At 69.9% G+C, this 25,391-nt stretch carries 22 protein-coding genes; 19 read left to right on the plus strand and 3 right to left on the minus strand.

What is annotated here, in order from left to right; all coding sequences use genetic code 11:
- Nucleotides 1–32 precede the first annotated feature (32 nt).
- From MRBLWH13_RS00375 to MRBLWH13_RS00405, 7 genes are all read left to right on the plus strand, one after another.
- On the plus strand, nucleotides 33–1,022 hold the full coding sequence (locus MRBLWH13_RS00375; RefSeq protein ID WP_341956385.1) for a MoxR family ATPase: 990 nt from the start codon (nucleotides 33–35) through the stop codon (nucleotides 1,020–1,022).
- On the plus strand, nucleotides 1,019–2,389 hold the full coding sequence (locus MRBLWH13_RS00380; RefSeq protein WP_341956386.1) for a DUF58 domain-containing protein: 1,371 nt from the start codon (nucleotides 1,019–1,021) through the stop codon (nucleotides 2,387–2,389). The genes MRBLWH13_RS00375 and MRBLWH13_RS00380 overlap by 4 nt, the downstream gene beginning before the upstream one ends.
- Nucleotides 2,386–4,938, plus strand: coding sequence for a transglutaminase domain-containing protein (locus MRBLWH13_RS00385; protein WP_341956387.1), 2,553 nt, complete (start codon nucleotides 2,386–2,388; stop codon nucleotides 4,936–4,938). Before MRBLWH13_RS00380 ends, MRBLWH13_RS00385 begins: the two co-directional genes overlap by 4 nt.
- Complete coding sequence (locus MRBLWH13_RS00390; RefSeq protein ID WP_341956388.1) at nucleotides 4,935–6,665, plus strand: DUF5684 domain-containing protein; 1,731 nt, start codon at nucleotides 4,935–4,937, stop codon at nucleotides 6,663–6,665. Before MRBLWH13_RS00385 ends, MRBLWH13_RS00390 begins: the two co-directional genes overlap by 4 nt.
- A complete protein-coding gene (locus tag MRBLWH13_RS00395; protein WP_341956389.1) occupies nucleotides 6,662–7,492 on the plus strand; it encodes a protein phosphatase 2C domain-containing protein in 831 nt (276 codons plus the stop codon). The genes MRBLWH13_RS00390 and MRBLWH13_RS00395 overlap by 4 nt, the downstream gene beginning before the upstream one ends.
- Nucleotides 7,489–8,259: a hypothetical protein gene (locus tag MRBLWH13_RS00400; RefSeq protein ID WP_341956390.1), complete on the plus strand. Its 771-nt coding sequence runs from the start codon at nucleotides 7,489–7,491 to the stop codon at nucleotides 8,257–8,259. Before MRBLWH13_RS00395 ends, MRBLWH13_RS00400 begins: the two co-directional genes overlap by 4 nt.
- An 83-nt stretch (nucleotides 8,260–8,342) precedes the next feature.
- Complete coding sequence (locus MRBLWH13_RS00405; protein WP_341956391.1) at nucleotides 8,343–9,350, plus strand: hypothetical protein; 1,008 nt, start codon at nucleotides 8,343–8,345, stop codon at nucleotides 9,348–9,350.
- A 26-nt stretch (nucleotides 9,351–9,376) separates the two neighbouring features.
- Here MRBLWH13_RS00405 and MRBLWH13_RS00410 read toward each other — a convergent pair whose 3' ends face one another.
- Genes MRBLWH13_RS00410 through eccD form a run of 3 tightly spaced genes read right to left on the minus strand, consistent with a single transcriptional unit; the run spans nucleotide 9,377 to nucleotide 13,395 of the window.
- Nucleotides 9,377–10,708 carry a S8 family serine peptidase gene (locus MRBLWH13_RS00410; protein WP_341956392.1) on the minus strand — a complete coding sequence of 444 codons (1,332 nt, stop codon included), beginning with the start codon at nucleotides 10,706–10,708 and terminating at the stop codon, nucleotides 9,377–9,379.
- The gene (gene eccB, locus MRBLWH13_RS00415; protein WP_341956393.1) at nucleotides 10,708–12,057 is read right to left on the minus strand and encodes a type VII secretion protein EccB; all 1,350 of its coding nucleotides are present in this window, start codon (nucleotides 12,055–12,057) and stop codon (nucleotides 10,708–10,710) included. The genes MRBLWH13_RS00410 and eccB overlap by 1 nt, the downstream gene beginning before the upstream one ends.
- Before the next feature lie 3 nt (nucleotides 12,058–12,060).
- Nucleotides 12,061–13,395: a type VII secretion integral membrane protein EccD gene (gene eccD / locus MRBLWH13_RS00420; protein ID WP_341956394.1), complete on the minus strand. Its 1,335-nt coding sequence runs from the start codon at nucleotides 13,393–13,395 to the stop codon at nucleotides 12,061–12,063.
- 274 nt (nucleotides 13,396–13,669) lie between these two features.
- Between eccD and MRBLWH13_RS00425 the strand changes: the two genes are divergently transcribed.
- The 12 genes from MRBLWH13_RS00425 (at nucleotide 13,670) to MRBLWH13_RS00480 (ending at nucleotide 25,372) form a co-directional block, all read left to right on the plus strand.
- Nucleotides 13,670–13,984 (plus strand): WXG100 family type VII secretion target, encoded by a 315-nt coding sequence (locus tag MRBLWH13_RS00425; protein ID WP_056510271.1) that lies wholly within the window; start codon nucleotides 13,670–13,672, stop codon nucleotides 13,982–13,984.
- A gap of 41 nt (nucleotides 13,985–14,025) precedes the next feature.
- Nucleotides 14,026–14,307 (plus strand): WXG100 family type VII secretion target, encoded by a 282-nt coding sequence (locus tag MRBLWH13_RS00430; RefSeq protein ID WP_056512674.1) that lies wholly within the window; start codon nucleotides 14,026–14,028, stop codon nucleotides 14,305–14,307.
- A 154-nt stretch (nucleotides 14,308–14,461) separates the two neighbouring features.
- Nucleotides 14,462–15,571, plus strand: a complete 1,110-nt coding sequence (locus MRBLWH13_RS00435) for a hypothetical protein (protein ID WP_341956395.1) — start codon at nucleotides 14,462–14,464, stop codon at nucleotides 15,569–15,571.
- Nucleotides 15,568–15,894 (plus strand): hypothetical protein, encoded by a 327-nt coding sequence (locus MRBLWH13_RS00440; protein ID WP_341956396.1) that lies wholly within the window; start codon nucleotides 15,568–15,570, stop codon nucleotides 15,892–15,894. Before MRBLWH13_RS00435 ends, MRBLWH13_RS00440 begins: the two co-directional genes overlap by 4 nt.
- Nucleotides 15,891–16,175, plus strand: a complete 285-nt coding sequence (locus MRBLWH13_RS00445) for a WXG100 family type VII secretion target (protein ID WP_341956397.1) — start codon at nucleotides 15,891–15,893, stop codon at nucleotides 16,173–16,175. The genes MRBLWH13_RS00440 and MRBLWH13_RS00445 overlap by 4 nt, the downstream gene beginning before the upstream one ends.
- The gene (locus MRBLWH13_RS00450; RefSeq protein ID WP_341956398.1) at nucleotides 16,163–17,023 is read left to right on the plus strand and encodes a hypothetical protein; all 861 of its coding nucleotides are present in this window, start codon (nucleotides 16,163–16,165) and stop codon (nucleotides 17,021–17,023) included. Before MRBLWH13_RS00445 ends, MRBLWH13_RS00450 begins: the two co-directional genes overlap by 13 nt.
- 201 nt (nucleotides 17,024–17,224) lie before the next feature.
- Nucleotides 17,225–17,539, plus strand: coding sequence for a WXG100 family type VII secretion target (locus tag MRBLWH13_RS00455; RefSeq protein ID WP_056510271.1), 315 nt, complete (start codon nucleotides 17,225–17,227; stop codon nucleotides 17,537–17,539).
- A gap of 41 nt (nucleotides 17,540–17,580) precedes the next feature.
- Entirely contained in the window at nucleotides 17,581–17,862 is a 282-nt protein-coding gene (locus tag MRBLWH13_RS00460) for a WXG100 family type VII secretion target (RefSeq protein WP_056512674.1), read from the plus strand.
- A 175-nt stretch (nucleotides 17,863–18,037) separates the two neighbouring features.
- Entirely contained in the window at nucleotides 18,038–19,402 is a 1,365-nt protein-coding gene (locus tag MRBLWH13_RS00465) for a hypothetical protein (protein WP_341956399.1), read from the plus strand.
- The gene (locus MRBLWH13_RS00470) at nucleotides 19,399–20,646 is read left to right on the plus strand and encodes an FHA domain-containing protein (RefSeq protein WP_341956400.1); all 1,248 of its coding nucleotides are present in this window, start codon (nucleotides 19,399–19,401) and stop codon (nucleotides 20,644–20,646) included. Before MRBLWH13_RS00465 ends, MRBLWH13_RS00470 begins: the two co-directional genes overlap by 4 nt.
- Entirely contained in the window at nucleotides 20,643–24,617 is a 3,975-nt protein-coding gene (gene eccCa / locus MRBLWH13_RS00475; protein WP_341956401.1) for a type VII secretion protein EccCa, read from the plus strand. Before MRBLWH13_RS00470 ends, eccCa begins: the two co-directional genes overlap by 4 nt.
- Entirely contained in the window at nucleotides 24,614–25,372 is a 759-nt protein-coding gene (locus MRBLWH13_RS00480) for a hypothetical protein (RefSeq protein ID WP_341956402.1), read from the plus strand. The genes eccCa and MRBLWH13_RS00480 overlap by 4 nt, the downstream gene beginning before the upstream one ends.
- Nucleotides 25,373–25,391: the final 19 nt, after the last annotated feature.

Below are 25,391 nucleotides of genomic sequence, written 5' to 3' on the forward strand. Positions count from 1 at the left end.
ATCACCACACAACCAACGAATACTCTTTCCTTATGCCTGCTCCCACAGCTGCTCCCGTCACCCTCGCTCCCGAACAGGCCGCCTGGTTCGCGGAGACCTTCTCGATCCTCAGCGGCAACGTCGAGCAGGCGATCCTCGGCAAGCGGCACGTGGTCGAGCTGGTGCTCGCCGCGGCCGTCAGCGGGGGACACGTGCTGCTCGAGGACTTCCCCGGCACAGGCAAGACGGCGCTTGCGCGCGCCATCGCCCAGACGGTGACCGGCACGAGCACCCGCATCCAGTTCACCCCCGACCTGCTGCCGGGTGATGTGACGGGCATCACGGTCTACGACCAGAAGGAGGGCGCCTTCGAGTTCCACGCCGGCCCCGTCTTCGCGAACATCGTGCTCGCCGACGAGATCAACCGCGCGAGCCCCAAAACGCAGTCCTCGCTGCTCGAGGTCATGGAAGAGGGAACCGTCACGGTCGACGGTGTCACCCGCCCGGTGCCTTCGCCGTTCCTCGTGATGGCGACGCAGAACCCCATCGAGCAGGGCGGCACCTACCGTCTGCCCGAGGCGCAGCTCGACCGGTTCATGATCAAGACGTCGATCGGCTACCCCGACGAGGCGGCCACCATGCGCATCCTCCAGGGGGCCGCGCAGCCGAAGCACGTGCTCGACGGCATCGTCGGCACCGACACCATCCTCACGATGGCCGAGATGACCCGCGGCGTCTACGTGAACCCGCTCGTCTCCGACTACATCATGCGCATCGTCGACGCCACGCGTCGGGCCTCCGAGGTCCGTCTCGGCGCGAGCGTGCGAGGCGCGATCGCGCTGTCCCGACTGGTGATGACCTGGGCCGCCAAGAACGGTCGAACCTTCGTCACGCCCGACGACGTGCGCGAGCTCGCGGTCGTGGCGCTCGCCCACCGTCTCGTGCTCGAGCCCGAGGCCGAGTTCGACGGCGTCACCGCCGTCGCCGTCGTGGGCCAGATCCTGCTCGACGTCGAGCCCCCGCGCGAGAACGGCACTGCGTGAGCTTCAGCACCGAGTCCCGTCTGACGCGCACGACGGCGGGCACGAGCACGTCGACGCGCACGTCGACGGTCACGCGCTACGACCGCACGCGCCGCGGCCCCGTCCGCGGCGCGGTCTTCGGCGTTCGTCGCGCGGCTCGCAACACGGGGCGCGCGGCGCGCGCATCCGTCGCCTGGGTGCGCGAGACGGTCACGGCGGCAGGGATGCTGGTGGCCGTGGCGCTCGTTCTCGGTCTCGTCGCCGGACTGCTGTTCGGCTGGGTCGAGGCCTGGGCCGTGGCTGCGATCGCTCTGGTGCTGCTGGTCGCCTGCATCCCGTTCATCCTCGGCACCCACGACTACCGGATCGACCTCACCCTCGATCGTGATCGGGTGGTGGCCGGAGCGGAGATCGGGGCCACCCTCGACGTCCGAAACAACGGCGAGCACCTCTCGCTCCCCGGCGTCGTCGATGTGCCGGTGGGGGAGGGGCTCGTGGAGGCGCACGTCCCGCTGCTGCGCCCCGGCTCCCATCACCGCGAGCAGCTCACGATCGCCGCTCACCGCCGCGGTGTCATCGACGTCGGTCCCATGACCATCACGCGCGGCGATCCGATCGGCATCCTCCGGCGGGAGCTCCGATGGCCAGACGTGCAGCGGATCCACGTGCACCCGGTCACGGTTCGTCTTCCCAGCACCAGCGCGGGCCTCATCCGCGACCTCGAGGGCACTCCCAGTTCGGTCCTGGTCGACGCCGACCTCTCGTTCCACGCCGTGCGCGAGTATGTCGTCGGCGATTCGCAGCGGCACGTGCACTGGAAGTCGACGGCCAAGACCGGCAAGCTCATGGTGCGCCAGTACGAGGAATCGCGGCACGCCCGCATCGCGATCATCCTCGACCTCGACGCCGAGTCGTACGAGACCGACGAGGAGTTCGAGAACACGGTCAGTGCCGCAGCATCCCTCGCACTGCAGGGCGTGCGCGACGGCCGTGACGTGCTCTTCTCGGTGAGCAACGAGATCCCCGAGCACAGCCGCGCCGAGGTGCTCTCGATCCGCACGCTGCCGACTGTGACCCCCAAGGCTCTGCTCGATGCCACTTCGACGATCGACGCGGCCGACCGGGTCATGCGTCTCGAGGCGGTCACCGCTCTCACCGTGCAGTCGTATCCGGACCTCTCGATCGGATTCCTCCTGACCGGGTCTCGGATGCCGCTCGATCGTCTCCGGCTCGCAGCGGTCAAGCTGCCCGCCTCGGTCGAGGCGGTCGCCGTGCGCAGTGAACTCGGCGAGCAGCCCACCATGCGCGCGGCCCGCGAACTCGCGGTCATGACCCTCGGCGCCCTCGGCGACCTGCCGCAGATGCTCGCGCGCGGAGCCCTCCGATGAGCACGGCAGGCGCGAAGCGGGGCGTGGCCGGGTCGCGCCGGTCGTTCGTCCTCTCGGCCCTCACCTTCTGGTCGCTCGGCTACGTGCTGGTCGGTGTCGGCCTCGCGACCGCGGCGGTCTGGCCGGTATACGAATCGCCGCGCGCCCTGGCGGTCGGCCTCGTCGGCGGTCTGCTCGGCATGGCCGTCGCCGTGCTCACGCGACTGCTGCGCTGGGGGATGCTCTTCGGCGCCCTCGCGGCGGTCGGCACGTATCTCGTGGTCGCGGTGCCGCTCGCGATCCCCTCGGCGTTGTCGTCCGTCCCTGCCTTCATCGGGGGCCTCCGCGATGCGGTGCTCGGTGTCGTTCTCGGCTGGAAGCAGATGCTGACGCTCAACCCGCCGCTCGGCGAGTACCAGGCCGTTCTCATCCCTTATCTCGTCGTCATGCTGTTCGGTGCGTTCGTCGCGACCGTCCTCGTGCTCGAGAACGGACGCCGCGCCACGATCGCCGTCCCCGTCGTGACGGCGATGAGCGTGTTCGGCATCGCCTTCGGCGTGAGCGGCACCACATCGCCCGTCTCGATCCTCGGTGTGGCGCTTCCGGCTCCCCGGGAGTGGCTGATCGGCGTCGCCCTCTTCGTCTCCGCCCTCGTCTGGCTGGTCGGTCGGGCCCGGCTGCAGCGTGCCCAGGCATTGCGCACGGTCGCCGCCGCCAACATCTCGCGCCGGGCCACCCCGGTGTGGTTGACCGTGCGCAGGCACCTCCTCTCGGCGGCGCTCGCGGTCGTCGCGCTCGTCGCCGGATTCGCGATCGCCCCGGCAGCGGCCGGCTGGTCGGATCGTTCGGTGCTGCGCGACGAGGTCGAGCCGATGATCGTCGTGCAGCAGCAGGCGAGCCCGCTCAGCGCCTACCGCTCGTGGTTCGCCGGCGGCACGCTCGACCAGACCGTCCTGCGGGTGCAGGGTGACCCGGGTGCGGTCGACCGCATCCGCCTCGTCACCCTGGATTCGTACGACGGCGAGGACTTCCACATCGACCCCGACGACCGGTTCAGCCGCCTCCCGCGCACGGCGCTCCCCGCAGCCGGTCGGGTGACGCTCGACATCACGATCGGCGACGCCTACCGCGGCATCTGGGTGCCGGCACCGGCCGGCCTCGCGGAGGCGCCGGCCTTCTCCGGCACCCGTGCCGATGCGCTCGCCGACGGGTTCCACGTGAACGAGGGCGGCGACACGGCGATCACGATCGCCGAGACCTCCGACGGCGACGAGGGACTCATCCCCGGCGACCGCTATACGGTGCTCGCGGATGCCCCCGGCGATCAGGGAGACATCACCGCACTGCAGGGCGGAGCGTCGAACCTCGACACCGATCGGTACCCCGCCCTCGTCGAGTGGGCCGAGATGCAGGAGCAGCCTCGCACCGGTGCGGGGTATCTCGAGATCATCGATCGTCTGCGCTCCCGCGGATACCTCAGCCATGCCCTGCTCGACGACGAAGCGGCAGCGGGGTGGATCGCGTCGCTCAAGGAGTCCGAAGGGTACGCGTTCGCACCGAGCTACGCCGGCCACTCCGCGGCTCGCATCGAAGAGCTCTTCACAGACATGGTCGAGCAGGAGCGGCGGGCGGGAGCGGATGCCGCACCCGAACTGCTCGTCTCGGCGGTCGGCGACGACGAGCAGTTCTCGGTGGCGGCCGCGCTTCTCGCCGAGCACTGGGGTCTCGAGTCCCGCGTCGTGATCGGCACGCGTCTCGCCGCGGCCGAGGAGGTGCCCGGGATCCCCGCGTGCACCGAGACGTGCACGGGGGCGAACATGAGTGCCTGGGTCGAGGTGCGTGCCTCCGGCGCTGACTGGATGCCGGTCGACACGACACCGCAGTATGCGATGCTGCCGAGCTCGATCACAGAGGGCGAGCAGCTGCCGGAGCATCCCACGGTCCCCGAACAGCCTCGCTCTGAGGCGCTGGACCCTCCTCAGGCGCAGAGCGACTCGAACAACGACGCGCCTCCGCTCGAGGACCCGCAGTCGGAGGTGCTGGCGATCCTGTTGCCGATCCTGCGGGCGGTGGGTCTGAGCCTGCTCGGACTCGTGTTGCTCGCGCTGCCCTTCCTCGTGCTCGTGCTCGCCAAGCGGCAGCGAGCCAGAGCTCGACGCACGGCCGCCGAACCCGAGGTGCGTCTCGCCGGGGCGTGGGAAGAACTCGTCGACGTGTATGCCGACCACGACGTCGCGATGGAGACGCAGGGCACGCGCACACAGCGTGCACTGTCGACCGACCGCGAGGCGGCGGACCGTCTGGCGGCACTCGTCGACCGAGCGGTGTTCGCCGAGCACCCGCCGACGAAGGACGAGGCGAGTGCCGCGTGGGAGATCGTGGATGCGGAGCGCGCGGAACTCGCGCATGCCGGTCGATGGTGGCACCGCCTCATCATGCGGGTGCGACCGGCATCGTTCGTCGGTCGGGTGAGGTCGGCGGGCGGCATCCGGTTCTTCGGGCTTCGGCCCGCGCTCGGTACGCTCGGACTGACCGGTTCGCTCGGCGACCGGAAGAAGGGGGACTCATGATCGCGCCCGTGGATACCGGCTACGCGACGATGCTCATCATCGTGGGCGTTCTCGGTGTGCTCATCGGCATCGCCATCTACGTCTGGTACGCGTATGCGCTCTCGCGCCTGTTCCCGCGTATCGACGGCGAGGGGTGGAAGGGCTGGGTCCCGATCCTCAACGAGGCCGAGATCCTCGCGCGAGGTGGGGTCCCCGCCTGGTCGGTCGTGTTCTACTTCATCCCGATAGTGCAGCTGTACGGCATCTACCTCAAGGTCGTCGCGACCCACCGCATCAACCAGCGGTTCGGGCGGGGCGCCGGCATGACGGTGCTCGCGATCCTGCTTCCGCCTGTGTGGGCGACCGTGCTCGCCTGGGGCGCCCCGCCCTACCCCGAGGGCGACCGCCTGGCCGCTCTGCAGCCCGGGCCGCGTCGCACCTCTCAGCCCGCTGCGGCGCCCGCTCGTGATGCGTCGGGCTACACGATCCCGTCGCTCGCGCCGCACGCTCAGAGCCAACCGGATGCTCCCGCGCTCATCTTCCCCGACTATGCGGCCCCGCCTCGAGCGACCGAGACGTCGGAGTCGGCGGCGTCCGTCGCGCCCGCTGCACCGTCCGCATGGGGCGCGCCGCCGCAGCCGCCATCCGCTCCGGCGTCGGCACCGGGCGCGCCGGTCGGCCCGCCGCCCGTTCCCGGCGCTCAGTCTCCGTCGTACCCGCCCACCGGGGGGCAGTCGCCGAACATCGGAGCGCCTGCCGCGTCGTTCGCTCCGCCCGCATCACAGGCCGCACCGCAGCCGCCCGCCCCGGTGGCGTCGCCGCAGCCTGCGGCACCACAGCCTCCGGCGCCGCAGCCTCCGGCGCCGCAGCCTCCGGCGCCGCAGTTCGCCGCGCCGCCGGCCGCGCCGGTGGCGTCATCCGCTCCCCACCCGCCCGCTCCTGTCGAGGCGCACCCGACGACCGGGATCATGGCCGCGATGGGCGGAGAGCCGGTGGCCCCGCAGCCATCCGCGCCCGTCGCCGCGCCGCAGCCTCCTGCCGCGCCGCAGCCGCCCGCTCCGTTCGAGGACGCGCCCGCCGCGCCGACCGCCGACCCGCAGCGTGTCGTACGACCCGCCCCGCCGTCCTTCCGCGACGGTGCCTCCGACCTCGAGCCGCAGGCGCCCGTCATCCGTCCGGCGCCGTCCGCGGCAGCGGACTCGCCCGAGACGCCGGCGGCGCCGGTGGTGCCCGCCCCCGTCGACCCCGCCCCCGTCGACCCTGCGCCGGTCGACCCCGCGCATGCTGCCGCGCCCTCGGCCGCTCCGATGCCGCTCGGCGGACTCGTCGCCGACGTCGACAAGACGGTCGTCACTCCGCGTCCGGCAGAGATCGACGTCGACGACTTCGATGCCACGGTGGTCGTTGCGCGCAAGCGCGGCATCCGTCGTTCGCTCGTGCTCGACGACGGTCGCACCTTCTCGCTCTCGGGCGCGAGCGTCGTGATCGGTCGCAATCCGATCGGCGAACCGGGCGAGCAGCGACTCGCCATCTCCGACACCACACGCACGTTGTCGAAGACGCATGCGCGCCTCGTCGTGCACGACGACGAGTGGCGCCTCACCGATCTGCACGCCACGAACGGCGTGGTCGTGGTCGAGGAGAACGGCACGGAGACCCTGCTGGACCCCGGCGAGAGCGTCACCGGCAACGGGCGCTTCATCCTCGGCGAAGTGGGCATGCACGTCATCGCGGAGCGCGATTCGTGACTCTCTCTTCGGTGGTCCTCAACGTCGCGTCACTGACCGACACCGGTCTCAAGCGCGCCTCGAACGAGGATTCGGTGCTCGTCGCCTCGCCGGTCTTCCTGGTGGCCGACGGCATGGGCGGGCACGAGGCCGGCGATCGGGCCAGCGCTGCGGTGGTCGAGGCCTTCGAACCGTTGCGAGGACGCACAGTCGAGGTCGCCGACATCGGCGAAGCCCTGAGCCATGCTGCGGCCGTGGTCGAGGACATCTCCGCCGAGCACAAGCGCGGGGCGGGCAGCACCGTCACGGGCGTCGCACTCGTCGAGCACGACGGTGCACCGCACTGGCTCGTGTTCAACGTCGGCGACTCGCGCGTCTATCGGCACCACGGCAACGACCTGGCCCAGCTGACGATCGACCACTCGCTGGGTCAGGAGCTCGTGGATGCCGGGGAGCTGCGCCCCGAAGACCTCGCGTCGTTCTCGCAGCGCAACGTCATCACGCGGGCCATCGGGGCACCGGACAGCACGGCCGACAGCTGGCTGCTTCCCGTGGTCGACGGCGAGCGGCTGCTGCTCTGCTCCGACGGACTGAGTGGCGAGGTCAGCGATGAGGCCATCCGGGCGACCCTGACGATGAACGGACGCCCCGAGACCGCCGCCGCGGCGCTGGTGAGTCGCGCGCTCAAGGCGGGCGGCCGCGACAACGTCTCGGTCGTCGTGATCGACGTGGTCGCCGGGGGCGCGCGCACGCGACCCGACGACAGCACGGCCGGCCGCATCGCGGCATCCGCTTCTCTGACCGACTCGATGCTCGAGGGCACGACGATCCCGGTGCGGGCGCGATGACCGACGTCGAGAACGACGGCGAAGAGACCGTCATCCTCACTCGCCGCGACCGGCGTCGAGGGGGCGCGGTCGCGGAGGAGCCGCCAACGCAGCCAGAGCCGACCGACGGTGCGGACGTGGTGGACGTGGTGGACGAAGATGCGGGGGCCGCGGATTCGACGGATGGCACCGACGCCGACGCTCTCGATGACGCGACGGTCGTCGTCGACCGGAGTGCTGGGCCCGTGCAGGAGCCTGCGGATTCTCTCGATGACGCGACGGTCGTCGTCGACCGGAGTGCGGGGCGCGTCGAAGAGCCCGCTGGTTCTCCCGACGCCGACGTTCTCGATGAGGCCACCGTCGTTGTGGACCGCAGCGCCGGAGCCGCCGAGGAGCCCGGCGACACTTCCGACGAGCAACTCGTCGAAGAGGCGACGGTCGTCGTGTCCCGGCCGCCTCGACGTCTGCGTCGCAAGCGGGCGAAGGGCGCCGACGAGCAGGACGATGCTTCGGTCGATCCCGCGCCGACCGCCGCGCCCATGTCTTTCGAGGCGCCGACCGATGGTCCGGCGCCGGAGATCTACCGTCCGCGTCCGGCCCCGCTCGGCCCCTCTGCGCCGCCGGTCGTGGTCGGCGCCGCCGCCCCCACCAGGGCGGTGGATCCGGACCTCCCCTCCGTCGCCAAGCAGGGACTGCGCTGGAGCATGGCGACCCTCCTCGCCTTCGCGGCTGCCTGCGCCGTCTCCGTCGCCGGTCTGGTCACGCTGGGTTTCGTCGTCTTCGCCTGAAGTCTCGCCCCCTGCGCGTCGGCTTCTGCGGAGAGGTGCTGTGTGCCATAGGGTCGGAATCAGTCTTTGAGGGGGGATCACCTATGTCGTACCACCGCATTCCGGGATCGCTGCGCGCGCCGCTTGTGAGGGGTGCGGCCGGGGCCACGATCGTCCTGGTCGCGCTCGCCGCGACAGGATGCTCGTTCGGAGCCTCGGAGCACGACGAGGATTCAGCGCTCGTCATGGAGTTCTTCGATCGGCTGATCGAGGGGGACGCCGTCGGTGCGGGCGCCCTGCTCAGCGACAGCTCCATCGTCAGCCCCGCGGCGCTCGACGACGACATCTACGCCGAGGCGGCGCGCCCCGTGGAGGCACGGGTCACCGTCGTCACGGGATCGCCGTCCGACGCCTCGGTCTCGGTGGAGTACCGTCTGGACGGCGAATCCGAGCCCCGCGAGATCGACGTGAGAACGACGACCGCCGAGGGTGAACTGCGGATAGCGCAGTGGGGTGACCTCGGCGTCTACTTCGACGGGCAGGGAGTTCCCGGTGTTCTGGAATCCGCCGGAGTCACCGCGTTCGACCTGACGACGACTGACTCTCTTCGGCTTCTGCCGGGTATCTATGACTTCGAGTACACCGACGAACAGGAGCTCACGACCATCGATCCCGGCGGTGGGGATGGCGAGCCGTTCGCGCTGGAGTTCCCTGCGGAGGCGTCGACGATCGAGCCCCCGGCAGGGGCGGAGATGGTCTCGAAGATCATGGTTCTCCACCCGGTGCTGCGCACGGAGGTCGCAGACGACGCGCAGGCCGAGGTCGACCGGCTTCTCTCCGCGTGCACCGCGAGCGGGCTCACGGGGAGCGATTGTCCGTCCGTGATCGCGGACGGTACTGCGAGGCGCGCGTGGGAGGGAGCCGTCGACGTGAGCTCGGTCGTGTGGCGTCAGAACGAGCCCTTGGCCCTCGTACGCGGAGACGGCGTCCGTGCGGGGGCGCCCTTCACCGTGAACTTCAGCTGGCCGAGCGGTCCCCAGGAGGTGACCGTCGACGTCGCAGCGGCCGTGCAGCGCGACGCATCCGGCGCGGTCGCCGTCGACTTCGATTGAGGGCTTCGCGCACCTGACCCGGCCGGTCAGCCGACGGACTCGGCGCCTGTGTCCGGCGTGTGCAGCAGTCCGCCCTCGCGCTCGGCCTCTCCTGGATCGTCGACGGGTGCCTCTCTGCGGCGTCGCAGCACGATGAGGATGCCGAGCACACCGAGCAGGCTCGCTCCGCCGATCGCGGTGAACAGCGCCGCTTCACGCGTGAGGAGGAACGGCGAGGCTCCGTGGTCGGGGTCCACCGTGGCGACGGGCGGTCGTGCCGCGCTCTCGGTGGTGTCGAAGTACGGGCTCACCGGTCCCCGCGTGGTCTCGTCGGGGAGCAGTTCGATCGCGGCGAACGGCTGGATGAAGCCCCATCCGTTCACGTCGTCGCGGTTGTCGGCGTCTGCTCGCAGCCCCGTCGCGGTGAGCCGATAGGCCCATCCTGCCGGAGGATCCTCGGGGTGCGCCTCGGCGACGAGGGCCGCCGCAGCGCTGGCGTATCCGGTGGCGTAGCTCGATGCCGGGGCGTCGCCGGCGAAGATGCAGTCCCCGCCGCCGGCCGCCGCCGTCAGCACGTTGCCACCGGGAGCCGTCACATCGACCTGGGGGCCGTGGATCGAGCTCTCGGTGGCTCGGCCGTTGCTGTCGGCCGCGCTGACCCCGAGCGCCTGTTCGTAGGCTGCGGGATACCGGGCGGCGTCCGCCGCGTCCGCGTCCGATGCCCGGTTGCCGCCGCTCGCCACGACCAGGGCTCCGACCGCGGCAGCGTGCTCGACGGCGGCACGGAGCTCGGCGGTGTCGCTGTCCTGCGACATCGAGACGTTGATGATGTCGGCGCCGTTGTCCGCCGCCCAGTGGATGCCGTCTGCGAGGCGCTGCGAGGTCGGGCCGTAGCCCTTGTCGACGTCCTGCTGCTGGGTGCTGCGGAATGCCCGCACCGACAGCAGCCGCGCGTCGGGTGCGAGCCCGACCACGCCCGAGCCCGGGACGGGCTGCGCTGCGATCTGACCTGCGATCGCGGTGCCGTGACCGGTCGTGTCGCTCATGCCGTCGGCGCGCTCGCCGTCGCCGACGAGATCGACGCCGCCGATCACGACACCGGCGAGGTGCGGATTGCTCGCGTCGATCCCCGAGTCGACGATCGCGACGACGATGCCCTTGCCCGTGGCGAGCCGGTTCGCTTCTTCGGCGCCGAGCTCAGCCAGAGCGATCGGAGCCTCGGGGCTGAAGACCACGGTGCCCGGGGTGCACGCCTGCCCCGCGGTCGCGGTCGACACGATCGACGACGAGGGGGCGGTCGACGCCAGCGCCGTCGACGGTGCGCCGAGCATCGCGGCGCCGATCATGACGGACGCGAGGGCTGCGCTGCGACGACGCATCAGTTCGTCCCGGAGCCGGGCGACTCTCTCGCGGCTTCGGTGGTCAGGGCGGGCCCCGCGGCGAAGAACTCGAGCCACGCGTCCGAGACTCGTCCCACATCGTCGGGTGAGTAGCCGAGCTGCGCGATCGGGCCGCTCGCGGCATCTTCTGCGCTCTGCTCGGCGACAGCCCCGGGGATCGCGTAGGCCGTGCCGGATTCGTCGATCAGCACGGCCATGCCGACCGCGTCGTCCGATGCGGCGCTGACCTGAACGAGAGCTCCGCCACCCACCTTGACGTCGACCGTGGAGCGCTCTTCGGGCAGTGCGGTGGTGGTCCCTCCGAGCACGGTGTGAGCGTCGTCGGTGAGCACGGCACACGGAGACTCGCCTGCCGCGAGAGGCTTCAGCGGCAGAGTGGGCCAGTCCTCGCCTCCGATGTACGACACCGTCGGCACGTCTCCGGTCTCCGCGGGAGACACCTCTTTCTCAGACGCCTCCTGGCCGCTGCCGAGGAGGTAGAGCTGGTAGGCGAGGGGGCTGAGGCGTGCGAGCTCGCCGGTCGCGAGAGCCACATAGCGCTCATCGGCGGGGGTGCCCTGCGTGTGCACGATGGTCCCCGCCGTGAGGTCCGTGTCGGGCACGGGGGCGCCCATGGCGTTGAGCCTGATCGGCTCGAGCTCCTCGCCGGACTCGAAGAGGTTGAGCCAGCGGCCGTCGACCTCGAGGATGTCGCTGGTGCCGAGGCCGACCGCGCGGAGCACGGCGTTCGCGTCATCGGCCGACACCGCGTAGCGCAGGCCGTCGGCGATCACGAAGAGCTCGTCGCCGCGCTCGACCACCGCTCCCGTGCCCGTCGATACGTCGGCGACGGGGGAGGTCGACAGGGAGACGGCGGCGCCTTCGGCGTCGTCGACGCATGCGGTCCACGAGGAGTTGATCAGAGCGTTCGGTGCCGGGAGGTCGTCGGGGGCGCCGAGAATTCCGATCGCGGGCCCGACAGGGATCCCGTCGAGCGCGGCCTGGTCGGTGCGCACCACCTTGAACTCGCCGGAGGGGATCAGCAGGCGTGCGCTGGCGGTGTTGATCACCGGGTAGAGCGTGCCGTCGACCGAGACGTAGCGGGCCCCGGTGTCGGTGGCCACGATGAGCCGGTTGTTCTGCCAGTCGCCCGGAAGCCCCGGCTGCATGATGCCCCAGAACACCCCGACGAGGATGACGCCGACCGTGAGCGCGACGCCGGCCACGACAGCGCGCAACGGCTTCGCGGGGTCGAGCTCCTTGCCGCCGGGGGCGCCTCCGGTGAACGCCGAGAGCAGTCGACGCCGGCTGAAGCCCTGCGCCTCGATCAGATCCTTCTTGGTCGCCATCGGTCAGACGAGCCCCGCCGTGGTGACGCCGAGCGGCAGCAGGAGCGCGAGAGCGATGACCTCGACGGTGTCGCCGAGGCGGGTCAGCCGCAGGCGGGCCTTCGGAGTCAACAGCGTCAGTCCGACGAGGATGACGGTCGCGACGACGAGGATGAGGAGCATCCAGGTGCGGACGTCGGGAAGCGCGAGCGCCACCGTCACACCCGTCGTCGCGAGGCCGATGGCTCCGATCGCCATGAGCACGAGCACGCCGAGGCGGGCGTGGATCTGCCGCGACTGGAACATCATCCCGACGAACGCGAGCACGCAGAGCAGGGCGCCGAAGACTCCGCTGGCGGCGACCAGGGGCGTCGCGATCAGGGCGGCGAGACCGAGGGCTGCCCGCAGCGCGATGAGGGTGCGCGTGCCGGCCGCCGCGCGACGCTTGACCTCGTCGGCGTCGATCGGCTCGGGAGCTGCGAACATGTCGGCGTCGCTCTGCGGCGAGATCACCCGGATGCGGGTGGTGGTCAGGGCGAGCCACGGGATGCCGTTGGCGAGCAGCGCCGTGGTCGCGAGCATGATCGCGTAAGGAGCGAGAGCATCTCCGAAGATCGCGGCGCTCGTGGCGGTGACACCGATCGATGCGCCGAGGGCGATGGGCACGAGGTGGACCTCGGGCTTGTCCTGGGTGACCGCCAGCCCGACGCCGCCCACGATGACGAGTCCGAGACCCAGAGCGGCGAGCGGCCACCCCCAGATGCTCTGCACGGGCACGGCGAGGTACCCCGCGAGCCCTCCGTATGCTGCGGCGGCCAGTCCGAGTGCGTGGCCTGCCTCGGGCTGACGGAGACGCATGAGAACGGCGGCGGCGACACTGAGCACGATGGCGCCGGCCCCGGCGATGATGGCGGGCAGGAGCGACGTCGGCGGGGTCGCGACGAGCAGGAGCGCACAGAGCGCGAGGAAGGTGAGGCTGACGAACAGGGCGGTGCGCGAGCTGTCTGCCGGGGTCCACGAGCCGTGCTGCTCGGCGGTGGCGTCGATGACCGCCTCGACGACGTCGTCGTAGACGCGCGGCTCCTTCATGAGGCCGCCGCGCACGAGGGTCAGCAGCTCTCCGTCGTGCACACCCTGGGCTGCCGCTCCGCGAGCAGGGTCGAGCGGTGTGCCGTCGGCCCGCTGCAGGGAGTAGCCGCCGTGCGTGAGCGTCGGGTCGAGCACGCCCAGGCTCCGAGCGAAGCCGGGGATGATCTCGACGAGGGGGACCTGCGACGGCACGCCGACGTCGAGCCGGCGGTCGTCGCTGACGACGGAAAGCCGCAACACGGTGCCTGCCGCTGTGCTGCTCTGAGTCATGGAACGATGCCCCCTCCATGGTTGCCGCCGGTCGGGAGGAGACCCGTGGCTGCGCATTCCGCCTTTCACCCTAGTTGAGGCGTGCGACTACGCGTAGTCACGGGATGGGGTTTTGTCCATCGTTTGCATGATCTCTGTGGGGTGTGTGGTGATTGGGGGCGATCTGATCTAGCCTGTGTCGTGAAACGAATCGTGGGGGGTTGTTTCGAAGTCGTCCCAATACTGGGATGCGCTCCCCGCACGTGTGTCCTTTGTGGACCGGAGGGAGTGAGTTATGGCTGATGTCATCTCCGCTGAAGAGGGGGCTCTGCGCCGCGGAGCCCAGGCGGTGCGGGAGACGAAGTCCGGGATCGATCAGCAGACCAAGAAGGTCCGTGGTGAGATCGAGCAGCTGCGTGGTTTCTGGACGGGTGCGGCTGCCGCGTCGTTCTCGACGCTGATGTCGCGGTGGGACGAGCAGGCTCGTCAGCTGAACGAGGTCCTCGTGACGCTCGAGGATGCTCTTGCGGGCACTGAGCGTGACCAGGCTGCGACTGAAGAAGCTCACCAGCAGACCATCTCGGGCCTCGGCTCGATGATGGGTTCCTGAGCGTAGACCACAGAGATTTCAAGGAGGACATGATGCAGTCGATGTCAGTTCGTCCGGAGCAGGTCAATGCTCTGGCAGGGCAGATCCGTAGTGGGTCGCAGGCTATTCGTTCGGAGCTCGATCGTCTCGAGTCCGAGGTCGGGAAGCTGCGTGCGGCGTGGGATGGTTCCGCGCAGCAGGCGTATGACCAGGCGCAGGCGAAGTGGAACCGTTCGCTGAGTGAGATGCAGCAGCTTCTCACGCAGATCGCGGGCAAGACCGAGGAGATCTCGGGTCAGTACGTGCAGACCGACAAGTCGGCTGCCGGGCGGTTCGGGGCGTGATCCCGTGACGCGGGCCCGTCGCAGCGATGCGTCGGGCCCGCGTCGTCTGCTCTGCCCTCCGCCCTGGTCGGAGGACGGTGCAGACGAGAGGGGAACCGTCGTCGCACCGCCGACGGCATCGAGCCGACGCCAGGGAAGATGACGAGAGGGCGGCATGAGCGACACCGATTTCTGGCTGAATCCCGCGGGGCTTCGTGTGCAGGCCGGCGTGTTCACCCAGTATGCGGATCAGGCGGCGAGTGCTCGCGCCTGGTTGGAGGATCACACGATCACCGACGACGGCAGCTTCGACGCCTACACGCGGGTCGCGGGTGCCGCGATCGAGATCAGGTCCTCGCTGATCGAGTGGTTCGAGCACCTGGAGCAGGTGCTCGACGGCACCGCCACCGAACTGATCGCCGTCGCCGACGAGGGCGAGGGCATCGACATGGAGCAGGCCGCGCTCATCGACGCGACCGACCCCGACGAGTACAACGACAACACGCAGTCGCCCTCGGGCCCGGCCGTGATCGCGCCCAGTTACGACCGCACAGACGATCCGTTGCCGGTGTGGGGTCCGCCGACCGGGGGAGCCGCCTTCTTCTGCGACCTCGGCAGCCGTGACGAGCTGAATCAGCTGAGCACGAACCTGGTGCCCGGCGATCTGCTGAGTCCGAGCGAGTGGATCGACACCGTGCTCGGCTGGCTCGGCGCTCAGACTCTGCCGCAGCGCGTGCTCGAGACCTACGGCGGTCGCTGGGGCGACATCGCGCAGTTCGCCGACACGATCAACGGCCTCGCGTCTCTCGTGGAGGACATGCGCGGTCACCTGTCCAGTGCCGCCGCGAACGCGGGCATCCAATGGCAGGGGTATGCAGCCAACAGTGCACAGGCCTACCTCGAAGACCTGCTGAACGCGCTCTCGGATGCGCAGAGCGCCCTCGCGGACGCAGGAACGGTCTTCTCCGACTACTGCACCGGTGTGATCCAGTCCGCCGAGCAGATCGCCGGAGCGATCTACGGGCTCTACGACGCGGTGCTCGTCGCTGCTGCGGGTGCAGCCTTCGGCACCGGCACGGTCTGGACGGGCGGTGGCGGCCTCGTCGGCTACGGCACGGCCGGCGTCTCGCTGCTGTGGGCCTTCAAGAAGCTCGCTGACGTGAACGACATCCTGCAGGATCTCTCGAGCCTGTACTCGATCCTCGAAGCCCTGGGCAATCTGTCGGGTGATCTGTCGAACTTCGCCGCGACCATGCCCGTGCCGATGATGGAGCAGACCTCATGAGACCGGATGCTGACGCGAACAGCGGTTCCGAGCCGCTCGACCCCGATGCGGCATTCGCCGGTCGGGTGAACTCCGAAAGGGCTCCGTTCGCACTTTCGACGGTCGCTTCGAGCGCCCCGGTGCTCGTGCAGCTCGCGAGGCAGATGCGGGAGGTGCGCGCACGAAGCGATGACCCGCAGCTGCGCGAGGTGCTGGACGGGATCCTCGACGGACGTGCGCCGCTGTCGGCAGTGCTGGCGAATGGAGTGCTGCCCTCGCCGCCCGCCGCCATGCCGGATGCGCTGCGGGAGATCATGGAGACGAACGAGGAGACGCAGCGATGATCGGTCTGAAGGTATCGACCGCCAAGGGCGCGCTGGCGAGCGTCGACGGAGGCATCGACGAGATCGCCCGCATCCTCGATGCGCTCCGTGACGAGACCGCGAAACTCGAGTCCCGCTGGGACGGTGAGGCCCGCGAGGCCATGTCCGTCGCGGTGCACGACTGGAACGAATCCATCGAACGGCTGCGGCTCATCGCGCGTGAGGCGAGTCGCGTCGCGGGGCAGACGGTCGACCGGGTCGATGCCTTCGACCGCCGCCGAGCCGGCGCGTGGCACCGTTGAGGCTGCGGTCGACGACGGCCCTCCTCGCCGCGGCGACGATGATGCTCGCGCTCGCGGGTTGCGCTCCCGGCGCCTCGACGGGGCTCACGGTGACCTACGAGGTCGACGGCGCTGAACGCACCGTGACTCTCGACCCCGACCAGATCACCTGCGATGACGGCAGTGTGCACGGTCTCGCGATCTCCAACGATCCGCAGGGGCGGTTCTCGATCGGACTCGACGGGCCTCGTCGAGGTTCGGTCGGCGTCGGAAGCGACGACGGGCTGGTGCTCTTCGAAGCGACCGGGCTCGATCTCTCCGCATCCGGCGCGGAGCTCACCGTCGGCGCGTCCGAAGGCGAGGTGTCCCTCGTCGAGGGATGGGCGCCCGGCGACGATGTGAATGCCTCGGGCGATGACGCCGAGCAGTACTCGGCGGTGCTCTCCGGCTCGATCAGCTGCGACGATCCCGTGACCGTGCCGACGCCCGAACCGGAATCGTCCGGGTCGGCGCCGCCCGTCGGGGTGAGCGTGAGATTCACAGCCGGAGACACGGTGCACCTGGCGGCGTTCGTGCCGGGCGACGTCTCGTGCGGCGCACGCGTCTCCGCGACCGGTGTCGACCCGAATCCCGGCACGATCTCCTTCGATTCCTCCGGTCGGGTGCAGATGACCGTGACCGATGAGGCGGGGACGACCGAGTTTCGCGCGGACGGTGTGGATGTGGCCGCCGAGAGCGACGGCTCCTACTGGCTGCGCGACATCGAGGGCGACGTGAAGTTCTGGGAGGGGCAGACAGGCGGGACGCTCTCTCAGGATGATGCGGAGTCCGGCACCGGCACGCTCAGTGCGCTGATCGTCTGCCCGTAGTCCGCCCGGCGGTGGGAGCGGCGCATCGCCCTGCGGGTTTTGTCCATCGTTTGCATGATCTCTGTGGGGTGTGTGGTGATTGGGGGCGATCTGATCTAGCCTGTGTCGTGAAACGAATCGTGGGGGGTTGTTTCGAAGTCGTCCCAATACTGGGATGCGCTCCCCGCACGTGTGTCCTTTGTGGACCGGAGGGAGTGAGTTATGGCTGATGTCATCTCCGCTGAAGAGGGGGCTCTGCGCCGCGGAGCCCAGGCGGTGCGGGAGACGAAGTCCGGGATCGATCAGCAGACCAAGAAGGTCCGTGGTGAGATCGAGCAGCTGCGTGGTTTCTGGACGGGTGCGGCTGCCGCGTCGTTCTCGACGCTGATGTCGCGGTGGGACGAGCAGGCTCGTCAGCTGAACGAGGTCCTCGTGACGCTCGAGGATGCTCTTGCGGGCACTGAGCGTGACCAGGCTGCGACTGAAGAAGCTCACCAGCAGACCATCTCGGGCCTCGGCTCGATGATGGGTTCCTGAGCGTAGACCACAGAGATTTCAAGGAGGACATGATGCAGTCGATGTCAGTTCGTCCGGAGCAGGTCAATGCTCTGGCAGGGCAGATCCGTAGTGGGTCGCAGGCTATTCGTTCGGAGCTCGATCGTCTCGAGTCCGAGGTCGGGAAGCTGCGTGCGGCGTGGGATGGTTCCGCGCAGCAGGCGTATGACCAGGCGCAGGCGAAGTGGAACCGTTCGCTGAGTGAGATGCAGCAGCTTCTCACGCAGATCGCGGGCAAGACCGAGGAGATCTCGGGTCAGTACGTGCAGACCGACAAGTCGGCTGCCGGGCGGTTCGGGGCGTGATCCCGTGACGCGGGCCCGTCGCAGCGATGCGTCGGGCCCGCGTCGTCTGCTCTGCCCTCCGCCCTGGTCGGAGGACGGTGCAGACGAGGGGGTCGGCAGCGTATAAGGAGGGGGCGATGATCGCGCTCCTCGAGAGTCCACGGCGTCGGCCGTGCAGGGCGGATAGGGTTCAGGTGTGACAGTCGAGACGGTAGAGCGGCGTCGGATCGTTCTTCAGAGTGAGGATCGTCGCTTCGACCTCTCGCTTCCTTTCGACGAGACCCTCGACGACGCTCTCGTCCTCAGCGGGCTGTCGACGGCCGATCGCTTCGTCACGATCGGGCCGGGGGGCTTCGAGATCCCGGGCGAGACCGAGTGCGAAGACCTCATCGACGGAGGACTGTACGCGCTCATCGACCGCACGGCGCTCGCCCCGCAGGCCCGGCGCGCAGGTGCGACCGCAGGCCCCACGCGCGCCGATCACGGCGCCCGATGGTGGATGCTGGCCGTCAGCGGTCTGCTGCTGGTCGCCGTCTTCGCGCAGGGAGCAGGGGATCCTCTGCTCAGACTGCTGATCGGTCTGCTGCTCGTGGTCGGCGCGATCAGCGGAGCGGTGGCCTGGGCACGCCGGGATTCGGCGGCGGGGGTGCGCGGAATCCTCGGGGTCCTCGCTCCGATCCTGCTGTCGTTCGCTGCCGGGGCGCTGCTGATCCCTGCGGGGTTGGAGGAGAGCGCTCATCTCTCCGCGGCCACCGGATTCCTCGCCGCCGGTGTCACCACCGCTGTGATCGCGGTGTCAGCCCGCGCCCGTCCGATGCGCGCGGCCGCCGGCACGGCGACGGTGCTGCTCGTCGCCCTCGCCGCCATCTGGGGACTCGCTCTGCTGCTCCGCTGGGGGCAGGCCGAGGCGGCGGCCATCTCGCTAGGACTCGTCCCGCTGGGGCTCCGAGCCCTGCCGAGCAGTCTGGTGAACCTCCCAGAGGGCTACTTCATCGACTACAAGCACTTCATGACCAGCCGATGGACCGTTCGCGGAGCGATTCCGGAATCGGTCGGGCTGCTGCGCCCGGAGCGCATCACAGCGGTGGTCGACGACTCCTCCGCGCGGCTCATCGCCGGGACGGCCGTGCTCAGCCTCGTCGCCGTTCTGATGACCCCGCTCGCGTTCCTGCGCGAGTGGCCGGACGACCCGATCGTGATGTCGGGAGGAATCGCCCTTCTCGTCTGCGTCGGCCTCGCGCTGCTGCTGACTCCGCGGCACACGACTTCACGCATCCTGCGCTGGCTTCCGCGTGCGGCCGCCGCCGTGGTCTTCGTGATCGCCGGCATCCAGGCCTCCGTGGCTCTCGGCGCGGGTTTCCAGGTGGTCGGCGCGGCAGCGCTGTTCGTCGTCGGTCTCACCGCGGTCGCGGTCATCATCCCGATCTCGCGCGGTGCGAGCTCGCTCATCTGGTCGCGATTCGGCGACGCGTTCGAGTGGCTCGCCGTCGCGCTGGCGCTGCCGGCGGCCCTGCTCTACGCGAATGCGCTGTCGCTCGTTCGTGGAATGATGGCGGGATGAGCGGGAACGGCGAACCACAGCCCTGGCCGGCAGGTGGACTGATCCCCCCGGTGCAACCGGGACCGGGTCAGCACGGCGAGATCCCGGCACTCCCACCGGCACTGATCGCGGCGCCTCCCGGAGTCGACGGGGCGCCGCTGCGTTCCGCACCGACACCTCCCGCGCCCACGCCGATCGTCTCGACCCGCACACGCGCCAGGCAGCCCGCCGACGGTCTGGGGCCCGCATTCGTCGGCTCGCCGGCGGGAACAGGTCAGCGGATCGCCGCCTTCACGCTCGATGTAGCCGCTGTGGTCCTCGTCGCGGCCATCGTGCTCGTCACCACGCGCAGCATCCTCCTCGCCGGCCTGACCGTCGCCGAGCTCGCGATCTTCCTCTGGGTGCTCGAGGCCCGCACGGGGCTCACCCTCGGCAACGCCGTTCTCCGGCTGCGCGCGGCACGAGCCGACCGCCCGTACTCTCCTGGCATCGGGCGGCAGTTCGTGCGCGGCGTCGTCACAGGTGCGGGGTTCCTGGTCGCTGTGGGCAGTTGGGTCGTCGTCGCGTCCACCGCCTGGGACCGCGGAGGGCGCCGCCAGTCCTGGGCCGACCGCATGGCAGGCACTGTCGTGGTGTCGGTTCCCCGCACGGCCGCAGACGTCGACGTGGCGGTGCCTGTGCCGCAGGCGGCAGCTCCACTCGCGCCTCCTCAGGTCGTTCCGCTGGGCGCGCACCCCTCGGCGGTCGACGAGGACTCCGAGCCCACCGATGCCCGCGCGGCCTCGCACCGCACCGAGACGCCCGCTCCTGTGCCCCAGGGCGAGGACCGGCCGCTCTTCACGGTCGCCCCTGCCCCGGCGCAGCAGTCCGGCGGCGACGCTGCAGGCCCTGCATCCGAATCCGGCGCCCTGCTGCTTATCTTCGACACCGGTCAGAGGGTGCAGCTCGGGCTTCCGGTCTCGGTGAACCTCGGTCGTGCCCCCGTGGCCAGCGTCCATGACGACCGGCTCGTCACCGTGACCGATCCGGACTCATCGGTGTCCAAGACGCACCTCCGCATCGAGCATTCTCGAGGTCGCACCTGGGTGACCGACTTCGGATCCACCAACGGCTCCGACATCCGCTCCGACGACGGACAGATGACCGAGCTCGTCGCGGGCGAGCGCGTGCTCCTCGACGACGCCGACCGCGTCCGGATCGGAAACCGCAGCTTCACCATCAGCCTCCTGCTGGCCACCGACAGCAGCGCCGGAGAGAGAGCATGACAGGACCCCGCCTCGCGCCGCCCCGCGTCCCCTCCGGAAAGCTCCCCGTCCAGGCGCCGCCCGAGCTGCAGCCGAATGACGGCGGCATGGGCATCCTCGGATCCCTCCTGCCGATGCTCGGCAGCGTGGGCGCGATCGTCATGGTCACCATGTCGAACCAGTCGGTGACGGGCCTGCTCACCGGTGGCATGTTCCTGCTGTCGTCGCTCGGGTTCGTCGCCGTCAACGGCTGGCGTCAGCGGTCGCAGCGGCAGGCGGCCACGCTCGGCTCGCGTCGCGAGTACCTCGCCTACCTCACCGAGCTGCGTCAGACCGTGCGCGTCGCCGCACGGCAGCAGCGACGAGCAGCGAACTGGCACCTCCCCGCGCCCTCGGCTCTGCCGTACATCGCCGAGGAGCGCACCCGAGTGTGGGAGCGCGGGATGAACGACCCCGACTTCCTCGCGGTGCGGGTAGGCACGAGCGACCAGCCGCTGTGCATCACGCTCGAAGCCCCCGAGCTCCCCCCGCTCGCCCAGCTCGACCCGGTCGCGGCCTCCGCCGCGCATCGATTCATGCTGACCCACGAGCTCCAGAAGAACCTGTCGCTCGGCGTCACCCTGCGCGACTACGCGCGCATCGAGATCACGGGCGACGAGAGCGAATCCCGCGGCCTCGCGCGAGCCATGCTGCTGCACCTCGCCACGATGCACGACCCGGACATCGTGCAGATCGTGATCGCCGCCGACTCCGCCGTCCTGCCTCAGTGGGAATGGGCGAAGTGGATGCCGCACACGCACTCGCGCACCGTGAGAGACGGTCTCGGTGCTGCGCGCATGATCGGCTCCCAGCTGTCGGAGCTCGAGGACATGCTCCCGGCCGAGGTGCGTGAGCGCTCGCGCTTCTCGCGCGACGGATCCGGCGCCAAGGTGCCCCACATCGTGATCCTCACCGACGGCGTCAGCACCTCGTTCAACGACATGCTGGTCAGCGGTGACGGTGTGCAGGGCGTGACCGTGATCGACCTCCCCTCCCGGTGGAGCGACCTCGACGACCCGAACGCACTGCGCATCGCCTTCGAGCCCGGAGACAAGGGCAGCCGCGCCGAGCTCGTGAGCCTGCAGGCTCCCGCGCGCCCCTTCGAGGCCGACGCGATCAGCATCGTCGAGGCCGAGGCGACCGCCAGGCGGCTGATCGCCCTCTACTCCGGTGGCACGACCATCACGAAGAAGAAGAGCGCGACCGATCAGGCCGAGCTCGTCGAGCTGCTCGGGCTTCCCGACGTGCGCGACCTCGACCTCGACGCGGCCTGGGCTCCTCGGCTCGAACGCGACCGGCTGCGTGTGCCGATCGGTCAGACGGAGGACGGCAGCCCGCTGATCCTCGACATCAAGGAATCCGCACAGCAGGGCATGGGTCCCCACGGTCTCATCATCGGTGCGACCGGTTCGGGTAAGTCCGAGGTGCTGCGCACGCTCGTGCTCGCCCTCGCCATGACCCACTCGCCCGAGCAGCTCAACTTCGTGCTCGTCGACTTCAAGGGTGGCGCGACGTTCGCCGGCATGGCGGACATGCCCCATGTCTCGGCGATCATCACGAACCTCGGCGAGGAGATCTCTCTCGTCGATCGCATGCAGGACGCCCTGCAGGGTGAGATGGTCCGTCGGCAGGAGCTCCTTCGCGCGACCGGTCCGTTCGCGAACGTCGCCGACTACGAGAAGGCGCGTCGCGGCGGACGCACCGACCTCGCTCCTCTTCCCGCTCTGCTCATCGTCGCCGACGAGTTCTCCGAGCTGCTGTCGGCCAAGCCCGAGTTCGTCGACACGTTCGTCAACATCGGCCGACTCGGACGTTCGCTCCAGGTGCACCTGCTGCTGTCGTCGCAGCGCCTGGAGGAGGGCAAGCTCCGCGGCCTCGACACGCACCTGTCGTACCGCATCGGCCTGCGCACGTTCTCGGCTGCGGAGTCCCGCACGGTGCTCGGCGTTCCCGACGCGTACCACCTGCCCACGCAGCCTGGTGCCGGAATCCTGAAGTCCGACACCGAGACCATGACGCAGTTCCGTGCCTCCTACGTGTCGGGGCCGCCGCCCCGGCGCAGGCGCCGCGCGTCGACCGGCACATCCCAGAGCACAGGCTCGACTGCGGTCGAACTGTTCACCGCGGCTCCGGTCTGGCGTGCGGAGGCCCCCGTCGACGAACCAGAGGTCGTCGTCGACTCCGAACCCGAAGAGAAGCGCAACACGTTCGAGATCGCCGTCGAGATGATGAGTGGTCGCGGCCCGTCGGCTCACCAGGTCTGGCTGCCGCCACTGGAGACCCCGGCCACGCTCGACCAGCTGTTCGGAGACCTCGTCGAAGACCCGGCCCTCGGTCTGATCTCGCCGCGGTGGCGCGGCGCGGGTGCGCTCACCGTTCCGCTCGGAATCGTCGACGTGCCGCTCGAGCAGCGCCGTGAGAACCTCGCGATCTCGCTCGGCGGTGCCGCGGGTCACATGGCGATCGTCGGGGCACCGCTCAGCGGCAAGAGCACGCTCGCGCGTACGGCTCTGGTCGCTCTGGCGCTCACCCACACTCCGCAGGAGGTGCAGTTCTTCGTCATCGACTTCGGCGGCGGCAGCTTCACGGGTCTACAGAGGTTCACGCACGTCAGCGGCGTCGCGACGCGTTCGGAGCCCGACATCGTGCGACGTACGGTCGCCGAGGTCACGAGCCTGCTCAACGCCCGTGAGGTCTACTTCCGCCAGAACGGCATCGACTCGATCGACACCTACCGTCAGCGTCGTGCCCAGGGGCAGGCGGACGACGGCTACGGCGACATCTTCCTCATGGTCGACGGCTGGGGAACGCTGCGAGCCGAGTTCGAGATGCTCGAACCGCAGATCCAGGCGATCGCCGCTCGCGGTCTGACCTACGGCGTGCACGTCGTGATCACGGCGGCGCGCTGGATGGAGATCCGCGCCAACATCAAGGACCTCATCGGCACGCGAATCGAGCTGCGGCTCGGCGACCCGACGGACTCCGAGGTCAACCGCAAGGCGGCGGAGAACGTCACGGCGATCCCCGGTCGCGGTCTGAACGAGAACGGCCTGCAGATGCTCACGGCGCTGCCGCGCATCGACGGCGTCGACGAGGCCTCCTCGCTCGCGGGCGGCATCGACGATCTCGTCGCGCGAGTCGCGTCGGCGTGGCACGGCCCCGCCGGACCCAAGCTGCGTCTGCTGCCTTCGCGCATCGGTCATGCCGACCTGCGCGGCGTCGCCGCGGCCGCATCGGCAGACGGTTCGGAGCCCCGCGAGATCCTCCTCGGCATCGACGAGGCGAACCTCGCGCCGTTCTCGATCGACCCCCTCGAAGAGCCGCTGCTCTACCTCTACGGCGACGCCGACTCGGGCAAGTCGTCGATGCTCCGCGGAGTCGTGCACGAGATCACCCGTCTGTACGGCCCGTCCGAGGCGAAGATCTTCGTGGTCGACTACCGCCGCGCGCTGCTCGGAGAGATCCCGCAGGAGTACCTCGGCGCCTACCTCACGTCGCACGAGATGACGGAGGGGGGCATGAGCGAGCTCGCGCAGTTCTTCCAGAGCCGCATCCCCGGCGCCGATGTCACCCCCGACCAGTTGCGCACACGATCGTGGTGGAAGGGCGCCGAAGGCTTCGTGCTCATCGACGACTACGACCTCGTGTCCACCTCGCAGGGAAACCCGGTGGCCGTGCTCGCCCCGCTGCTCGCGCAGGCGGCCGACCTCGGTCTGCACGTGATCCTCACGCGTCGCACCGGTGGCGCGAGCCGGGCGGCCTACGATCCGATCATCCAGCGCATGACCGACCTGGGCGCCACCGGCATCCTGCTCTCGGGCAACCCGGAGGAAGGCCAGCTCATCGGCAAGGTCAAGGCGATCCCGGCCATCCCCGGTCGCGCGCAGATCGTCAGCCGTGATCGCGGCCTGGTCGCCGCGCAGCTGCTGTGGGTGCCGCCGAGCTACCAGTGACGGACGAGCAGAAGACCGGGCCTCAGACGGTCTGGGTCCCGGGTCTCGCCGGATGGCAGGGGCAGCGACGGTCGATGACCGGGCTCATCGCACTCGGCGCCGTGCTCGCCGCCGCGATCCTCTTCTACGCCGCGACGCTGGTGGCCGACCCTGCCCCGGCCATGAAGGTTCTCGGCGCGGGAGTCGTGGTGGCCGTCGGTGTCGCCGTCTGGCTGCTGGCGGCCCACGTCAGGGTCGCGCGTGCGAGGGTCGTTCGCCTGGTCGTCGACGGGACGAGCGTCGTGTTCGGTGGCGCTGAGCAGATCATCTGGCCCTTGCGCACTCTCGTCCTGACGGGAATCCTCCTCCTCGCCGGGTGGGCATGGAGCGTCTTCACGGTTCCCGCGGAGCGGATGACGATGCTCACCCTGCTGGGCGTGCCCGTGATCGGGGCGATACTGCTCATCGCGGGCGCTCGCTCGTGGTTCCGTCCGCCTTCCCGTCATCGACTGACGCTGAAGCCCGACGGCCTCGAGCTGCGAATCCCGCGCAACGACGTGAGCGCGACCTGGGACGAGATCTCGGCGGCATCGCTGGAGGGCGACCGCGTGGTGGTCCGCTCGTCCGCGACGCGTCCATCGTCGTGGGCGACTCGCGATCTCGCGAGCGATCCGGCGATCCTCGCCGAGCTCGTGTCGTTCTACGCGCATCATCCTGCGGCGCGCGCCGAGATCGGCGCGGCGACGCTCGCGCGTCTCCGGTCCGGAGACTTCTGAGGCCCGGATCTCTGTGATC

Origin of the sequence: Microbacterium sp. LWH13-1.2, from assembly GCF_038397735.1 — a bacterium.
Lineage (GTDB): Bacteria > Actinomycetota > Actinomycetes > Actinomycetales > Microbacteriaceae > Microbacterium.

Bases quoted from the DNA above. Each gene is read 5' to 3' on its own strand.
- MRBLWH13_RS00375 (WP_341956385.1), top strand. From the start codon at position 33: ATGCCTGCTCCCACAGCTGCTCCCGTCACCCTCGCTCCCGAACAGGCC.
- MRBLWH13_RS00385 (WP_341956387.1), top strand. From the start codon at position 2,386: ATGAGCACGGCAGGCGCGAAGCGGGGCGTGGCCGGGTCGCGCCGGTCG.
- MRBLWH13_RS00390 (WP_341956388.1), top strand. From the start codon at position 4,935: ATGATCGCGCCCGTGGATACCGGCTACGCGACGATGCTCATCATCGTG.
- MRBLWH13_RS00400 (WP_341956390.1), top strand. From the start codon at position 7,489: ATGACCGACGTCGAGAACGACGGCGAAGAGACCGTCATCCTCACTCGC.
- MRBLWH13_RS00405 (WP_341956391.1), top strand. From the start codon at position 8,343: ATGTCGTACCACCGCATTCCGGGATCGCTGCGCGCGCCGCTTGTGAGG.
- MRBLWH13_RS00410 (WP_341956392.1), bottom strand. From the start codon at position 10,708: ATGCGTCGTCGCAGCGCAGCCCTCGCGTCCGTCATGATCGGCGCCGCG.
- eccB (WP_341956393.1), bottom strand. From the start codon at position 12,057: ATGGCGACCAAGAAGGATCTGATCGAGGCGCAGGGCTTCAGCCGGCGT.
- eccD (WP_341956394.1), bottom strand. From the start codon at position 13,395: ATGACTCAGAGCAGCACAGCGGCAGGCACCGTGTTGCGGCTTTCCGTC.
- MRBLWH13_RS00425 (WP_056510271.1), top strand. From the start codon at position 13,670: ATGGCTGATGTCATCTCCGCTGAAGAGGGGGCTCTGCGCCGCGGAGCC.
- MRBLWH13_RS00430 (WP_056512674.1), top strand. From the start codon at position 14,026: ATGTCAGTTCGTCCGGAGCAGGTCAATGCTCTGGCAGGGCAGATCCGT.
- MRBLWH13_RS00435 (WP_341956395.1), top strand. From the start codon at position 14,462: ATGAGCGACACCGATTTCTGGCTGAATCCCGCGGGGCTTCGTGTGCAG.
- MRBLWH13_RS00440 (WP_341956396.1), top strand. From the start codon at position 15,568: ATGAGACCGGATGCTGACGCGAACAGCGGTTCCGAGCCGCTCGACCCC.
- MRBLWH13_RS00445 (WP_341956397.1), top strand. From the start codon at position 15,891: ATGATCGGTCTGAAGGTATCGACCGCCAAGGGCGCGCTGGCGAGCGTC.
- MRBLWH13_RS00455 (WP_056510271.1), top strand. From the start codon at position 17,225: ATGGCTGATGTCATCTCCGCTGAAGAGGGGGCTCTGCGCCGCGGAGCC.
- MRBLWH13_RS00460 (WP_056512674.1), top strand. From the start codon at position 17,581: ATGTCAGTTCGTCCGGAGCAGGTCAATGCTCTGGCAGGGCAGATCCGT.
- MRBLWH13_RS00470 (WP_341956400.1), top strand. From the start codon at position 19,399: ATGAGCGGGAACGGCGAACCACAGCCCTGGCCGGCAGGTGGACTGATC.
- eccCa (WP_341956401.1), top strand. From the start codon at position 20,643: ATGACAGGACCCCGCCTCGCGCCGCCCCGCGTCCCCTCCGGAAAGCTC.